Origin of the sequence: Rhizobium rosettiformans (genome assembly GCF_016806065.1) — a bacterium.
Lineage (GTDB): Bacteria > Pseudomonadota > Alphaproteobacteria > Rhizobiales > Rhizobiaceae > Allorhizobium.
Genome location: NZ_CP032405.1, coordinates 764,753 through 780,086, shown reverse-complemented (window position 1 = coordinate 780,086; position 15,334 = coordinate 764,753). Strand labels below are relative to the sequence as shown.

15 protein-coding genes are annotated in these 15,334 nt (G+C 60.9%); 7 read left to right on the top strand and 8 right to left on the bottom strand.

What is annotated here, in order from left to right; all coding sequences use genetic code 11:
• Positions 1-154: 154 nt before the first annotated feature.
• The 6 genes from D4A92_RS03755 to D4A92_RS03730 all read left to right on the top strand — a co-directional run bounded on the left by D4A92_RS03755 (position 155) and on the right by D4A92_RS03730 (position 6,570).
• Positions 155-1,612: an FAD-binding oxidoreductase gene (locus D4A92_RS03755; RefSeq protein WP_425959384.1), complete on the top strand. Its 1,458-nt coding sequence runs from the start codon at positions 155-157 to the stop codon at positions 1,610-1,612.
• Positions 1,613-1,646: 34 nt separating this feature from the next.
• Positions 1,647-2,375: a FadR/GntR family transcriptional regulator gene (locus D4A92_RS03750; protein ID WP_203018193.1), complete on the top strand. Its 729-nt coding sequence runs from the start codon at positions 1,647-1,649 to the stop codon at positions 2,373-2,375.
• A gap of 157 nt (positions 2,376-2,532) precedes the next feature.
• Positions 2,533-3,702, top strand: coding sequence for a fumarylacetoacetate hydrolase family protein (locus D4A92_RS03745; RefSeq protein WP_203018192.1), 1,170 nt, complete (start codon positions 2,533-2,535; stop codon positions 3,700-3,702).
• 6 nt (positions 3,703-3,708) lie between these two features.
• On the top strand, positions 3,709-4,242 hold the full coding sequence (locus D4A92_RS03740; protein ID WP_203018191.1) for a TRAP transporter small permease: 534 nt from the start codon (positions 3,709-3,711) through the stop codon (positions 4,240-4,242).
• Complete coding sequence (locus tag D4A92_RS03735; RefSeq protein ID WP_203018190.1) at positions 4,242-5,519, top strand: TRAP transporter large permease; 1,278 nt, start codon at positions 4,242-4,244, stop codon at positions 5,517-5,519. The genes D4A92_RS03740 and D4A92_RS03735 overlap by 1 nt, the downstream gene beginning before the upstream one ends.
• Positions 5,520-5,565: 46 nt before the next feature.
• Positions 5,566-6,570: a TRAP transporter substrate-binding protein gene (locus D4A92_RS03730; protein WP_006728190.1), complete on the top strand. Its 1,005-nt coding sequence runs from the start codon at positions 5,566-5,568 to the stop codon at positions 6,568-6,570.
• A gap of 78 nt (positions 6,571-6,648) precedes the next feature.
• Here D4A92_RS03730 and D4A92_RS03725 read toward each other — a convergent pair whose 3' ends face one another.
• Positions 6,649-7,524: a DMT family transporter gene (locus tag D4A92_RS03725; RefSeq protein WP_203019829.1), complete on the bottom strand. Its 876-nt coding sequence runs from the start codon at positions 7,522-7,524 to the stop codon at positions 6,649-6,651.
• A gap of 355 nt (positions 7,525-7,879) precedes the next feature.
• Here D4A92_RS03725 and D4A92_RS25225 point away from each other — a divergent pair, with 355 nt between their 5' ends.
• The gene (locus D4A92_RS25225) at positions 7,880-8,014 is read left to right on the top strand and encodes a hypothetical protein (protein WP_281435261.1); all 135 of its coding nucleotides are present in this window, start codon (positions 7,880-7,882) and stop codon (positions 8,012-8,014) included.
• 65 nt (positions 8,015-8,079) lie between these two features.
• Here the strand turns inward: D4A92_RS25225 and D4A92_RS03720 are convergent, their stop codons facing one another.
• Genes D4A92_RS03720 through D4A92_RS03690 form a run of 7 tightly spaced genes read right to left on the bottom strand, consistent with a single transcriptional unit; the run spans position 8,080 to position 15,235 of the window.
• Positions 8,080-9,453: an FGGY-family carbohydrate kinase gene (locus D4A92_RS03720; RefSeq protein ID WP_203018189.1), complete on the bottom strand. Its 1,374-nt coding sequence runs from the start codon at positions 9,451-9,453 to the stop codon at positions 8,080-8,082.
• On the bottom strand, positions 9,450-9,773 hold the full coding sequence (locus D4A92_RS03715; RefSeq protein ID WP_203018188.1) for an L-rhamnose mutarotase: 324 nt from the start codon (positions 9,771-9,773) through the stop codon (positions 9,450-9,452). The genes D4A92_RS03720 and D4A92_RS03715 overlap by 4 nt, the downstream gene beginning before the upstream one ends.
• Positions 9,770-10,780, bottom strand: a complete 1,011-nt coding sequence (locus tag D4A92_RS03710; RefSeq protein WP_203018187.1) for an ABC transporter permease — start codon at positions 10,778-10,780, stop codon at positions 9,770-9,772. The genes D4A92_RS03715 and D4A92_RS03710 overlap by 4 nt, the downstream gene beginning before the upstream one ends.
• Positions 10,777-11,769, bottom strand: coding sequence for an ABC transporter permease (locus D4A92_RS03705; RefSeq protein ID WP_203018186.1), 993 nt, complete (start codon positions 11,767-11,769; stop codon positions 10,777-10,779). The genes D4A92_RS03710 and D4A92_RS03705 overlap by 4 nt, the downstream gene beginning before the upstream one ends.
• A 9-nt stretch (positions 11,770-11,778) precedes the next feature.
• Positions 11,779-13,314 carry a sugar ABC transporter ATP-binding protein gene (locus D4A92_RS03700; protein ID WP_203018185.1) on the bottom strand — a complete coding sequence of 512 codons (1,536 nt, stop codon included), beginning with the start codon at positions 13,312-13,314 and terminating at the stop codon, positions 11,779-11,781.
• Between the two features lie 59 nt (positions 13,315-13,373).
• Positions 13,374-14,369, bottom strand: coding sequence for a rhamnose ABC transporter substrate-binding protein (gene rhaS, locus D4A92_RS03695; protein WP_203018183.1), 996 nt, complete (start codon positions 14,367-14,369; stop codon positions 13,374-13,376).
• A 53-nt stretch (positions 14,370-14,422) separates the two neighbouring features.
• Positions 14,423-15,235, bottom strand: a complete 813-nt coding sequence (locus D4A92_RS03690) for a DeoR/GlpR family DNA-binding transcription regulator (RefSeq protein WP_203018181.1) — start codon at positions 15,233-15,235, stop codon at positions 14,423-14,425.
• Between the last annotated feature and the right edge of the window lie 99 nt (positions 15,236-15,334).

The window sequence follows — 15,334 nt, the reverse complement described above, 5'->3', positions numbered from 1 at the left end:
TCCTCCCATGTCATTCTTTGACCCCGCGCGCGTCTGCACAAGGGCCTTCTTCAAAAACCATTTGTAAGGTTGTCTGATAACCTTATATCATTCTCGTGGAAACCAAATTCTTTGTCCATCTCCAGATGGGCCGACGGGGAGACTGATGATGGCCATGGAAAGCGCGATCGAGAGCAAGGATGTGTGGAGCGGGGCGGGCAACCCGCTTCCCAGCCTCATCAAGGCGCTCGGGCCTGACATGGTCATCGTCGGTGCCGAGGTCGAGCGCTACTGCCGGGATTGGCATGGGGATGTCACGACCGGTGCTGTCGCGGTTGTCCGTCCGCGAACGACTGAGGAGGTCTCCGTTGCCGTCAGGACCATCCGCTCGCTGGGGCTCGCGATCGTGCCGCAAGGTGGCAATACGGGGCTGGTTCTCGGGGGCACTCCCGACGCGCCGGCGAGCCAGGTTGTCGTCAGTCTCGAGCGCATGACGGCGATCCGCCGCATCGATGCAGATGATTTTTCGGCCGTCGTCGAGGCGGGCGCCATCCTGCAGGACTTCAAGGACAAGGTGGAGGATGCGGGGCTCTACTTCCCGCTTGCGCTCGGTGCGCAGGGTTCCTGCCGGATCGGCGGCAATGTCTCGACCAATGCAGGCGGAATCAACGTGTTGCGCTATGGCATGACGCGAGAGCTTGTTCTCGGCCTGGAGGTCGTTCTCCCCGATGGGGCGATCTTCGATGGGCTTTCGACGCTGCGCAAGGACAATCGCGGGATCGATCTGAAGCAGCTGTTTATTGGTGCTGAGGGCACGCTCGGTATCATTACGGCTGTCGCAGTCAAGCTGATGCCGCCAGCCGAAAAGGTGGCGACTGCCTTGCTCGGTATGGGCGCTCTGACGGACGTGATCACGCTTTATCGCCGCGCGAGACGCGATTGCTGCGATCTCATGTCAGCCTTCGAATTCATGCCGCCGATCGCTTTCACCCTCGCGCAAGAGGCAATTCCTGATCTCGCCATGCCGATGAGCGGCGATTATCCGGCCTATGTGCTGCTCGAGATCTCGGGTTCCGGCCTCGTGGATATCGAAGACCTGATGCACCGTTTTCTGGAAGGTGTTCTCGAGGACGGCCTGGTACTGGACGGCGTCGTTGCAACGTCGCGGAGCCAGGCCCGCTCTCTCTGGCTCTTCCGCGAGGGGATGAACGAGGGGCAGGCCAAACGGGGCGCGCATCTGCGAACGGACGTGTCTGTGCCTTTGTCGTGTCTTCCGGAGTTCGTCGAACGGGCGGAAGCGGCCATCGCAGCGCGCTTGCCGGATTGCACCTGCGTTTCCTACGGTCATGTCGGCGACGGGAACGTGCATCTCAACGTGCTGCCGCCTTCTGGTCTATCCAGGGACGAGGTGGCCGAGCGGATCTACACGGCCAAGCGCGTCGTGAATGATGTTCTGGATGGTTTCCAGGGTTCGATCAGCGCCGAGCATGGTATTGGTCGGCTGAAGAAACCGGATTTTCTGTCGCGTGTGCCGGCCACGCAGCTGCATCTCCTGACTGCGATCAAGCAGGCCATCGACCCCGCAGGGATCATGAATCCCGGTTGCCAATTGAATTCAGGTGCGGATTCGTGAAATACCGGAGCAGGTGGCAAGGAGACCAGCGGGCATGTCGATCGACCTCGGGCAATTGAATTTCGGACAGATCAGGCGCAGTGAGCACCTGCCGGCCCGAATTGCCGCGCAATTGGCCGACGAGATCAGCCAGGGGCGCTTGAAGCCCGGCGAGAGATTGCCGACCGAGCACGTTCTGGCCAAGACGCTCGGCGTCAGCCGCTCTGTCGTACGCGAGGCCATTGCGCAGTTGCGGAACGAAGGCATGGTCGAGACGAGACAGGGAGTCGGCGCATTTGTCAGCGAACCCTCGGCCAGACCGATCCGCATCAAGGATGGCGAGCTCTCCGAGCCGCAGAGTTTTCGCGCGCTCTTTCAGCTGCGTGTGCCGCTTGAGATCGAGGCGGCCGGTCTCGCTGCCGTGCACCACACCGCTGAGGATCTCGCGAGGATCGACGAGGCGCTGTCGCGCATGACGGGGGCCGAGAAGTGGACAGAGCAGGGCATCGTCGCCGATCTCGCCTTCCACCGCGCGGTCGCCGAGGCGACGCACAACGAGTATTTCGCGCTGTTCATCGGCTTCATCGCCGAGCGCATCAGCCTGGCGATCGATGCGGCACGCTCCCGCGCCGTGCTCGAAGAAATCGTCGAAGTGACCATTGCCGAACACGTCCGGCTGAGAGATGCGATCGCCAAGCGGGATGGTGCTGGCGCGCGGGAGGCCATGCGCGCCCATCTGCACGGTGCGGCAAGCCGCATCGATCTCAGTCTCGAGCAGTTCTGACACGGTCTCGTGCGGCAGCTTTGTCCACAAGTCCGTCGTCCGGGGTAGACAGGCATCAAATCTGACCCTATGAATTCGGATCAAGAGTTGTCAGACATCCTGACAATATGGCAGGCGACAGGGTCGTTCATGCCGGAGGACAAGGAGGAGGTCCATCTTGCAGCGCCGTCAAAGTCTCGAATCCGTCTATATTCTGCCGGAAGATTCCTCCCAGGCTGTGCTGGTGGGCAGAGTGTGGTCGAAGGCGGCCGGTGGTCCCTGCCCTGTGGTCGTGCGCAATGGCACCCTCTACGACCTGACGGGCATCGCCCCCACGGTTTCCGGCCTGTTCGAACTGGAGGATCTCGCCGAGCGCTTGGTGGCTGAGGAGAGCCTGCCGGCTCTTGGCACGCTCGACCAGTTCCTGTCTGGCGAGGCCGGTCATCTGCTCGCTCCCATCGACCTGCAAGCGGTCAAGGCTGCCGGTGTGACATTCGCCGACAGCATGCTGGAGCGGGTGATCGAGGAACAGGCGAAGGGCGATGCCGGCCGTGCCCAGGCCATCCGCGAGAAGCTGGCACCCGTGCTTGGCGACAGCCTGCGTGGGCTCGTCGCCGGCTCCGAGCAGGCAGCGAAGGTTAAAGCGCTGCTGCAGGACATGGGTCTCTGGTCGCAATACCTGGAGGTCGGTATCGGCCCCGATGCCGAGATCTTCACCAAGGCCCAGCCCATGTCGTCGGTGACCTGTGGCGATTCCGTCGGCATTCACCCGATTTCCCAATGGAACAATCCTGAGCCCGAAATCGTTCTTGCCGTTCGTTCCGACGGCAAGATCATCGGCGCGACACTCGGCAACGACGTCAATCTGAGGGATGTTGAGGGGCGGTCGGCGCTGCTCCTGGGGAAGGCGAAGGACAACAATGCATCGTGCTCGATAGGGCCCTTCGTTCGGCTTTTCCATGGCAGCTTCACGATGGACGTGCTGCGCAAGGTTCGCGTTTCGCTGCTCGTACGAGGCGAGGACGGCTTTGAAATGACGGGGGAAAGTCCGATGGAAGCGATCAGCCGTGCGCCGGAAAACCTTGTTGCGCAGTTGCGCAACCGCAATCACCAATATCCCGATGGTGCGGTTCTGTTCCTCGGCACCATGTTCGCGCCGGTCAAGGATCGCCGTGGTGCTGGCCTTGGCTTCACGCATGAGGTTGGCGATCGCGTCGAGATCGCGACACCGACGCTTGGTCGCCTGGTGAACTGGGTCGATCGCACGGATGCCTGCCCGGAATGGACCTTCGGAACGCATGCTCTTTTCCGTAACCTGGCCCAGCGCGGCCTGCTCGACAAAGCGTGAGGGCGTATGACCAGAGTTGTCGATCTCTTCTACAAGCTGCTTGAACTGCTTTTGATCCTGCTTTTGTCGGGCATGGCGATCATGGTGTTCGTCAACGTCATCTTGCGCTATGGCTTCAACTCCGGCCTCACGGTCTCGGATGAAATGGCCCGCTACTTCTTCGTTTGGTTGACCTTCATTGGCGCGGTCGTCGGGTTTCGCGAATATGGCCATATGGGCGTTGAAAGCCTGGTGGCCCTGTTCGGTCGGCGCGGCCGGGTCCTCTGCATGATCCTCTCCAATCTCCTGATCCTCGGCGTTTCCGCCATCTTCTTCTGGGGAACCTGGAAGCAGTTGCCGATCAATGCCAGCATGAGCGCACCAGTGACCGGGCTCTCCATGGGCTGGGTCTACGGCATCGGCTTCTTCACGGGTGCCGGCTGCAGCCTGATTGCGCTCGAACGCCTCTTCCGTCTCGTCACAGGGCGTGTCACCGAAAGTGAAATCGCAGCCTTTGCGGGCGAACACCACGGCATCGAGAAGCTGGTGGAGCGCGCCTGATGACCCTTGTCGTCTTTATCACTTCGCTGCTCGGCGCCATGGCCATTGGCGTTCCTGTCGCTTTCGCTCTGATGTTCTGCGGCGTCACGCTCATGTGGTACATGGGCATGTTCAACAGCCAGATCATCGCGCAGAACATGATCGCGGGCGCCGACACGTTTACGCTGCTCGCCATCCCGTTCTTTGTGCTGGCCGGAGAGCTGATGAATTCCGGCGGCCTGTCGCGGCGCATCATCGAGTTTGCGATTGCCTGCGTGGGGCATATTCGCGGCGGCCTCGGCATCGTCGCCATTATGGCTGCCGTGATCATGGCCAGCATCTCCGGGTCGGCCGCTGCCGATACGGCTGCTCTGGCCGCGATCCTGATCCCGATGATGGCCAAGGCGGGATACAACGTGCCGCGCTCTGCCGGCCTCATTGCATCAGGGGGCATCATCGCACCCGTCATCCCGCCATCGATGGCATTCATCGTCTTCGGTGTGGCCGCCAATGTGTCGATCACACAGCTCTTCATGGCTGGGATCGTGCCCGGTATGTTGATGGGCATCGCGCTCGTCATTGCCTGGCAGATCGTGGTTCGCAAGGACAACGTGAAGCCCTTGCCGAGAGCGCCAGCGAAAGAGCGTTTGCGAGCCACAGGGCGTGCTGCCTGGGCGCTCGGCATGCCGGTGATCATCCTCGGAGGGATCAAGGCCGGGGTGGTCACGCCTACGGAAGCGGCTGTCATTGCGGCTGCCTATGCCATGTTCGTGGGCATGGTGATCTATCGCGAGCTGAAGCCGAAGGATCTGCCGCGTGTTATCCTGCAGGCGGCCAAGACAACCTCGATCATCATGTTCCTAGTTTGCGCGGCTCTGGTCTCCGCCTGGCTGATTACCGCAGCCAACATTCCTGGCGAGATCACGCGCTACATCGAGCCTTTGATCGATCGGCCGATGCTGCTGATGTTCGTCATCATGGCGCTGGTCCTGGTGGTCGGTACCGCACTGGACCTGACACCGACCATCCTGATCCTGACGCCTGTGCTTATGCCGATCATCAAGCAGGCGGGCATCGATCCGGTCTATTTCGGTGTCATGTTCATCATGAACTGCTGCATTGGTTTGATCACACCGCCTGTGGGCGTGGTGCTCAACGTGGTCAGCGGGGTCGGGCGCGTCCCGCTTGGCAAAGTCGTGACGGGCATTGTTCCGTTCCTGCTGGCGCAGGTGCTGGTTCTCGTCCTGCTCGTCATATTTCCCGAGATCGTCATCGTGCCGGCACAATGGCTACGGTGAGGAAAGAAGTTCAACCAGCTCATTAAAATCCAAGGGAGGATACACCATGAGGAAGACACTACTCGCAACAACAGCACTGGCATTTGCCGTTTCTGGAGCCGTTCCGGCATTCGCCGAGTTCAACGATCGCACCATCCGCGTATCGAACGGGATCAATGCCGATCACCCGGTTGGTAACGGCATCGAAGCCATGCAGTCGTGCCTGGACGAGAAGTCCGGTGGCAAGCTCAAGCTGCAGGCCTTCTGGGGCGGTGCCCTCGGTGGCGACCTTCAGGCGACGCAGGCTCTGCGTTCCGGCGTGCAGGAAGCCGTGGTAACGTCGTCCTCGCCGCTCGTCGGCATCGAGCCGGCGCTCGGCGTCTTCGACCTGCCGTTCCTATTCGGCTCCGCTGACGAGGCCTATCAGGTGCTCGACGGCGAATTCGGCGAGATGATGAACCAGAAGCTCGAAGCCGTTGGCCTGGTGAATCTCGGTTACTGGGAGAACGGTTTCCGCAACCTATCCAACTCGGTGCGTCCGGTGACGAAGTGGGAAGATTTCGAAGGGATGAAGGTTCGCGTCATGCAGAACAACATCTTCCTCGATACCTTCCAGAACCTCGGCGCAAACGCCACCCCGATGGCATTCGGCGAAGTCTTTTCGGCCCTCGAAACCAAGACCATCGATGCCCAGGAAAACCCCTATGTGACGATCGATACTTCAAAGTTCTTTGAGGTGCAGAAATACGTCACCGAGACGAACCACGCCTATACGCCGTTCCTCTTCCTGTTCTCCAAGGCGATCTTCGACACCTATACGCCGGAGGAGCAGGCAGCATTGCGTGAATGCGCAACGGTTGGTCGCGACGTCGAGCGTTCGGTTATCGCCGATCTCAACAAGCAGTCGCTGGAGAAGATCAAGGCAGCTGGTCTTGAGGTGAACACGCTTTCGCCGGAAGAGCAGCAGCGCATCCGCGAAAAGTCCATGGTTGTCTATGAAAAGCACAAGGACACGATCGGCGCTGAAGTGGTGGACGACATTCTCGCCAAGCTCGCCGAAGTCCGTAAGTGACCTCCCTGGTCGTGGCGCCCTTGGGCGCCGCACCAGAAGAAGCCCGCAGCGGGAGACCGCTGCGGGCTTTTTAGTTGATCATTCGGGGACGGAGGGCAGGACCTTGTCCCGCTTCTTCAATTGCTGCTCGCGGAAGAAGATGAACAGGCCCGAACCGACGATGAGCGTCGCACCGACGATCATGGTCAGTCGAGGCACTTCGCCGAAGAAGAAATAGCCGAAGACAACAGCCCATAGCAGCAGGGTGTATTGGAGCGGCGCGACGGTCGCGGCGTCCGAGATCTTCAAGGCGCGGTTGACCAGCATGTGCGCGCTCATCGCGACGATGCCGAGAAGCCCCAGCAGCAGGATTTCATTTGCCGACGTGATCGGTGTCCAGCCGCAGGGGGCGGCAATCAGGCCGACCACCGCAGCTCCACCGGTCTGGAAGAGTACCAGCGTCTTGTCCGGCGTGCCGCGCAGGCTGCGGCCGGAGAGCATCATGAAGGCAAAGGCCGCGGTGCCGATGATCGAGATCAGCGCGGGCGCGGTGAACATGGCGCTCGATGGCTCGAGCGTGATCACGACCCCGATGAAGCCGATTGCAATCGCGGTCCAGCGCCGCCAGCCGACCTTTTCTCCAAGCAGGAAGGGCGCTGCCGCTGCCACATAGATCGGGGCTGCGAGCCAGTAGGTCATTACATCGGCCAGCGGCAGATACATGACCGCATAGTAGAAACAGAAGAGTTCCAGTGTCGAGAAAACGACGCGCATGAACTGCAGCCAGGGTCGCTCCGCCTCGAGGACCGGCTTCCGGCCGGCCATCCAGAGAAAGGGGGCAAGGATCAGAAGTGCGGCAATGCTGCGGATCAGGATGACCTGACCCAGGCCGTAACTTGCCACCAGCCATTTGCCCATGGCATCGTTCATTGCAAAGAGCAGCATGCCGAGCAGCATGACCGCGGGGCCTGCCATCCCGGCGAGTCCCAGTCCCCTTCGAGAAGCCTCATCTGTCGTGTGCGTTGTCATGGCTCCTCCTTACAAGCGTACGACTGTCGTCTGTCATGTTGTCTGACAATTCAACAGTTGTATTGGCTGATGGGCCGTCAGTTGACAAGGCCGCAGGCGTGACCTTTCGCCCGAGACTTGCTGCTAACCTGCCTCGGGAGAGATCGGTTAACGACCCGGCTCAACACAGAGAGGAATTTTTCGAAACCGGCCATCTTTAGAATACCAATCTAGTCGTGATTGTTGACGCGGGGCTGATTATGACGAAAATGTGTCAATATCAGCCGGAGCCAATGAGTGGCTCCGTTCGTGGGAGACTGCCATGTCACATGCGATCTCGAAGTTGTTCGGTGAACCCAAATCCTGGCGCTCCGTCGAGGCTTGCCGGCAGCGGGTCGCGATGGCCGTCGCGACTGTTTCGATCGGCTTCATAGCGGTGCTGATCGTCACGCTTTAGTCTTCTGAACACCCGGATCAGCGTGTAACCGTTGATTGTCCGCACCGGACGATCTGCGTCACGGCCTAGTTTTTACCGGCCCTGGATTGCCACTCCCGGGCATAATCGTCCAGTCCGTCTAGCGTGTCGACGATGCTCCGCATTTTGACGTCGAGCGTGATCCCGGTCAGCAAGGCCGCGCCGATTGCCGTCCCGGTGGATGCTTCCGATGCGTGCACCGGGCGCTTCGTCAGCGTGTGGAGCGCCCGGAGATAGAGTTGATTGGCGGCAAATGGACCCTCGACGATAATCGGCCCCTCTGCCTCGATGAGGTCGAGGCAGGTCTGCGTCATCAGGGCTTCGTAAAGGCTGGCCGCGGCCAGTCGTTCGGCCGTGGTCTGCGGCTCGTTGAGCCAACGGACATGCGAATCCGGGAATGGGCCGGTACCCTTGACCACGCTCGGCAGGATCATCGAACCTGCGTCGATCACCGTTGCCGCTGCAGTTAGTTCCTCCTCCATGGGGACGACCGCCATGTCGCGGGTGAGAAGGTCCCATTCGCGGCCACCCATGAAGCGGGACGAGGGAACGGCGTGACCATTGGCGTCGACATTGACCAGCGTATCGCGCGAAGGATCCAGTCCGTGCGGCTTGGCGCCGACGCCGAAGCAGATCACCCAAGTTCCCGTCGAGACGACAGTGCAAGGGCTGCCGAAGCCGACGAGATGCGGCAATAGGGACGCGTTGGAATCGTGGAGGCCGCAATAGACGGGCACCGGGACGTTTAGGCCGATGGCGTCGGCCACTTCGGGTCTGATAGGCCCGAGCGCATCGAAAGCGGAGCGCAGGGGTGCCATCCGCTCGCGGATATCAAGTGTGTCGACCATATCCGAATACCGACCCTCAAATGGATGCCAGAGATCCGTGTGGCAACCAAGCGAGGTCCGCTCGTTGGCGGGAACACCCGTCAGGCGATATGCCCAGTACTGCGGATAGGTGAGGATCGTTGCGACCTTGTCGAACCGGTCCGGGAACGTTGTCTTCTGATAGTGCAACTGCGCCCCGACGTTCAGGCCCCCGGTGAGGGCTGGCGAGAAGGTTTCCGAAAAATCCGGTCGCAGCTTACCATAGGCTTCGGTTGTCTCGTGTGGGTAGAGATGTTCGTAATCCAGCACCGGCATCGCAAGGCTGCCGTCGTCGTTCAGCAGGGCTGCCGATGCGCCATGCGTGGTGATCGACAAGGCGTCGAAGCCGGGTCCGGCGGCGAATTCCCTGAGAGACCCCAGCAGAAACGCCCAGAGCGCCTCGACATCGAAGTGCGGGTAGGGCGGGCCGGGGATGACCGTATTCGCGGATTTTCGCACTGCCAGTTCGGTGCCAGTCATCCCATCCACCAGCACCACCTTGGCATTGGTCTTGCCGATGTCGATGACGGCGATGCGTTGGAAAGACTGGCTCATGGCATGTGAAAGACCGGCTTCAGATCGATGGCCCAAGGCGACTTGTCGGGGTTGGTGGCCATGATGTCGGCCATGTGCGCCCACCAGCGCTTCATCACCGGGTGAGACGGCAAGTCCGGCATCTTGTGCGTCTTCGTGCGCGTGAGAACGCCGATCAGCAGGTTGGTCTCCGGATCGAGATGGATTGTGTAGTCGCTCACGCCAGCTTCGTGCAGCAGGTCGACGAGATCAGGCCAGATCTCGTCATGGCGCTTGCGGTATTCCGCTTCCATGCCCGGATTGAGCTTCATCTTGAAGACGTGGCGTTCGGTCTCGCTCATTGCGCGTTCCTCGCGTGCTTGATACGGCGCGCGACAATGGGGAGCGCGATGGTGATGATCAAGAGCAGGCCGATGAAGATCGACATGACGATGCCCGGCACGTTGAGAAGGCCAAGGCCGAAGGTGACGAGGCCCATGACGAAGGCGGCGATGACGACGCCGACGATGGTGCCGGATCCGCCGAGGATGGAGACGCCACCGAGCACGACCATGGTCACGACCTCCAGTTCCCAGCCTTGAGCGATCGAGGGGCGGGTGGAGCCGAGACGGGAGGTGAGGCAGATGGCGGCGATGCCGCTCATCAGCCCGGTCAGCAGGAAGAGGATGAACTTCACGCGCTCGACCGGAATGCCGGAGAAGCGCGCTGCCAGCGGGTTCATGCCGATGACATAGACATGGCGGCCGAAATTCGTCCGGTGAAGCAGAATGGCGAAGAGCAGTGCCATCACCAGGAAGAGCACGAATTCGAAGGAGATGACCCAGAAGACATAGCCCTGGCCGAAGAAAGCAAAGTCCGCAGGATATTTGCCGAAGGCCTGGTCACCCAGGACCAGATAGGAAATGCCGCGGAAAAGGCTCATCGTTCCGATGGTGACGACGATCGAAGGCAGCTTCAGGCCAGCAACCAGCAAGCCGTTGAAAGCGCCGCAGGCAAGGCCGGTGGTGATCCCGATCGCGACCAGACCGGGCGCACCGACTCCCAGCTGTGCGGCGTAACCCATGGCTGTCGAGGCGAGCGCAATGATCGCGGCAACTGAGAGGTCGATCTCGCCAGCGATGATCAGCAGCGCCATGGCAAAGGCAATCAGTGCCTTTTCCGTGAAGTTGAAGGTGGCGTCCGACAGGTTCCAGGCGTTCAGGAAGTAGGGCGAGGCCAGCGAATTGGCGATGAAGATCAGCACCGCCACGCAGAAGAGCAGGACTTCCCAGCTGCCCAGCAGTCGGCGCAACGGCGTTTCGAGACGGTCGGGGATGACGCGCTTGGTTTGTTCGGTTGCGGTGCTCATGCCGTCGCCTCCTTTCCGGCTGCGCGATCACGCAGGATGATACGACCCTTCTTGCGCTCGGCTCGGGCGTTGAAGACGACGGCGAGCACGATGACGATGCCGGAGATCGCCATCTGGGCGAAGGGCGAAATGCCGATGACGGGGAGCGCATTCTTGATGACGCCGAGGAAGAGGGCGCCGAGCACCGTGCCGATCACGGTGCCGATGCCACCGGCGATCGAGATGCCGCCGATGACGCAAGCAGCGACACTGTCGAGTTCGAAGCCGGCCGCGATATCGACATAGGCGACGGCGTAGCGCGACACCCAGAGGTAACCCGAGAGGCCGGCGAGCGCGCCCGAGAGCGCGAAGGCAAGGAAACGGGCGCGACCTACATTGATGCCGGCATAGATGGCAGCCACCGGATTGCCGCCGGCGGCGTAGGCCGAGCGGCCGAAGGGGGTGCGGGCCAGGATGAAGCCGACCAGCAGGATGACTGCGATCGCGACCCAGGAGAGGATCGGTAAGCCCAGCACCGGCAGACGCGGTACGCCGAGAAAATCCGGCTGCATTTGATGGGCATTGACCCAGGCGCCTCCCGACAGGACGAAACTCATGCCGCGATAGATGGTGAGCGTGCCGAGTGTGACGACGATCGGCGGGATCTGCAATGCCCAGACGAGGAAGCCGTTGATCGCGCCGAGGGCCGCACCAATGCCGATTGCAATGAGCACGAGGAGTGCGAGCGGCAGGCCCGGATAGGCGCTGTCGAGCATGGCGACCGCCATGCCGGTAAAAGCGAGATTGGCGGCCACCGACAGGTCGATCGACTTCGTCAGGATCACGACCATCTGGCCGAGTGCCAGGATGATCAGGATCGAGGTGTCGTTGAAGATGTTCGCAAGGTTAGCAGGCGAAGCGAAATTGGGTGCGCGCGTGGTGAAGCTCAGGATCATGCCGATGATAATCAGGGCCAGCAGCATTTCACGGTTCTTGAGCAGTTTCTGCATGGTCATTCCTCACGCATTGCCGGTTGCGGCGCGCACGAGCGTCTCGGCGGTCAGGCCCTCGCGCTCGAAGATGCCGGCCTGCAGGCCCTCGCGCATAACCATCACACGGTCCGACATGCCGAGGATTTCTGGTAGTTCCGACGAGATCATGATGATCGAAAGGCCTTCGGAGGCGAGTTCCGAGATGAAGGCATGGACGGCTGCCTTTGAACCGATGTCGATGCCCTTGGTCGGTTCGTCGAGAATGATGACCTTGGGCGAGGTGGCAAGCCACTTGCCGATGACAACCTTCTGCTGATTGCCGCCGGACAGCGTGCCGACCGGAACGGACAGGGCGGCCGCCCGCAGATCCAGCCGCTCCGCAAAACGGCGCGCGAGCTTCAACTCGTTGGCCGCCCTCAGAAAACCTGCGACCGAGGTGCGGATCAGCGAGGGGAGGGACATGTTCTGGTAAATGGGCAGTTCCAGTGCCAACCCATGGCGGCCACGTTCCTCAGGTACATAGACGATGCCCGCAGTGATCGCATCCGAGGTGTTGCGGATGGTAATCTCGCGACCTTCGAGTTCCACCATGCCGGACTTGGGCCGCGTAATACCGAAGATAGACTGGCAGAGTTCCGAACGTCCCGCGCCGATCAGGCCGTAAACGCCGAGGATCTCGCCCTTGCGCAAGTCGAAACTGATGTCGCGGAATTCGGTCTCGTGGCTGTAGCCGCGGATACTCAGAACAGGTGCACCGATGACAGCCTCGGTCTTCGGGAAGACGTCGTGGACGTCGCGGCCGACCATCTGCCGCACTATCTCGTCCTGGGGCGTGTCCTTCAACACGCCTGAGCCGACCATGCGGCCATCGCGGAAGACGGCGTAGTTGTCGGCGATTTCATAGAGTTCGTCGAACTTGTGGCTGATGAAGAGGATGGCCTTGCCTTGGCGCTTCAGACCCTCGACGATGCGGAAGAGATCGTCGATCTCTTTGCGTGACAAGGCGGCCGTCGGTTCGTCCATGATGACGATGCGGGCATCGACCGAGAGCGCGCGGGCAATCGCGACCAGATGGCGCTGGGCGATCGAGAAGTCCTTGAGCTTGGTGGTCGGGTCGATGTCGCTTTCCAGCGCCTTCATCAGCTGCCGGGACCGCTCGTTTATGGTGCGCCAGTCGATCAGCCCGAAACGCGTGCGCGGCGCGTGGCCGAGGAAGATGTTCTCGCCGACGGTGAGCTCATCGAACAGCACCGTCTCCTGATGGATGGCGGTGACGCCGGCGTCGATGGCTTCCTGAGCGTTGGCAAAGGTGGTCGGCTTGCCGTCGATCAGGATCTCGCCTTCGTTCGGGCGATAGATGCCGGTCAGGATCTTGACGAGCGTCGACTTGCCGGCGCCGTTCTCGCCGATCAGCGCGGTCACCTTGCCCGGGTAGAGGGCGATGTCGACCTTGTCGAGCGCCTTGACGCCCGGAAAGATCTGGGAAATGCCCCGCATTTCGAGAATGGGCTCGCCAGCCGGGATCGCGCCCGCCGCGAGCTTGGCAGATTGAACGGTTATCATGTGCTTACCGAATGAGTGAAATCCCGGCGGCTTGAGCCGCCGGGTCTGGTCCGCCGAGATCAGAAGATCTTGGAGAATTCCTCGATGTTCGAGGCGTCGTAGACGAAGGGATCTGCCATGGCCGCTTCGCCGCCGTCTCCGACACTGATCTTGCCCATGCGGCCGGCTTCGATTTCGGAACCCGGAGCGGCATCGGTTTCACCCTTGGCGAGGCGATAGGCAATCTGGGTTGCGGAGTAGCCGAGGTCGATCGGGTTCCAGATGGCGAATTCCTTGGTGGCACCCGACTGGATGGCGCCCGCCATTTCCGAGGGAAGGCCGAGGCCGGTGACATAAACGTCGCCAATCTTGCCGGCATCCTTGACGGCCTGCGAAGCAGCCAGAACACCAACGGTGGTCGGGGCGACGATGACCTTGACGTTGGTCTGCGAGGTCAGAAGGCCGTTTGCTTCGCGGTAGCTCTTGTCGGCCAGGTCGTCACCATAAACTGTCGTCACGAGGTTCAGGCCGGGGAAGTCCTTCAGCTGTGCCTTCATTTCCTCGATCCAGATGTTCTGGTTCGTGGAGGTGGTCGTGGCGGACAGGATGGCGAAGTCACCCTTACCATCAGGCAGGTGGTTGGCGGCCAGCTGCAGGCACATCTTGCCGATCAGCGCATTGGACGACGGGTTGAGATGCATGATGCGGCCTTCGGGGGCGACGCCCGAATCCCAGGAGATGACCTTGATGCCGCGGTCCATGGCCTTCTTGAGGGCCGGGACAACTGCGTCCGGATCGTTTGCCGAGATTGCGATGGCGTCGACGCCCTGCGCGATCAGCGAGTTGATGACTTCGATCTGGCCTTCAGCCGTCGTCGAGGTCGGGCCGGTATAGATCACTTCAACGCCGCCCAGTTCCGCGGCGGCTTCCTGTGCACCCTTATTGGCGGCTTCAAAGAAGCCGATGCCAAGCGACTTGACGACCAGTGCGATCTTCATGTCGGCTGCCTGTGCCGCCGAGCCCATGGTGGCGAGTGCAATGGCGGCACTGGCCAGCAGAATCTTTGTCAGTTTCATGTTTTCCTCCCAGGTTGATGAACTGCTTTTCCCTTCCTCCCAGCCGCCTCCTCTTAAGCGACCGACGAGGTATCCTCCCTTGCCGCTGAAGCCATCGGCTTCACGGTTATGAGCTTTACGCCGGCTTCGGTGACCATGGCGGCCGCCTCGTCGGAAATTCCATCATCGGTGATGATCGTCGAGACCTTCTCGAGCGAACACAGGATCAGGCTCGACCGCTTGGCGAACTTGCTGGAGTCGACCATGACGATCAGTTCTTCGGCCTGGCGCACTAGCTTCTGTTCGCTCTGGATGACCAGTGCATCCGATTCCATCACGCCGTGGGCGTTGATGCCCTGCGCGCCAATGAAGATGCGGCGGGCATAGAAATTGCGGATCGCATCATTCTCGAAGGGTGACAGGATCAGGCTCTGGTCACGATAGATCGCGCCGCCCGGAACCGAGACCGTGCATTTCGAGTGTTTCACGAGGTGTTCGGCGATTGCGAAGGAATTGGTCATGACCTGCAGGCGGCGGGCCGACATGAAATGCACCATCTGAAAGGTGGTCGTGCCGCCGTTGATGATGATCGAATCGCCTTCCTCGCAGAGATCGACCGCTGCGCGCGCAATTGCGCGTTTCTTGTCGATGTTGACCGATTCGGAAACGCGGAAGGGCCGGGCCGCGAGATTTCCAAGCTGCGGCGGATGCACGGCTTCGGCGCCGCCGCGGACGCGTCTGAGCTTTCCCTGCACGTGGAGAGACGCGATATCCCTGCGGATCGTGGCTTCTGAAGCCTCGGTCAGCTCGGCAATGTCCTGCACCGTGATCACAGGCTTTTCCTGGATCGCGCTCAGAATAATGCGATGGCGTTCGCGTTCGTGCATGGTGTCCTCCTGACCGTGATTTATTCGCAATGTTTTTACGCTGTCAATCAGAAACGATCAAAAATAATAATACTGCAGCGCAACATGAAAAGAAATGAT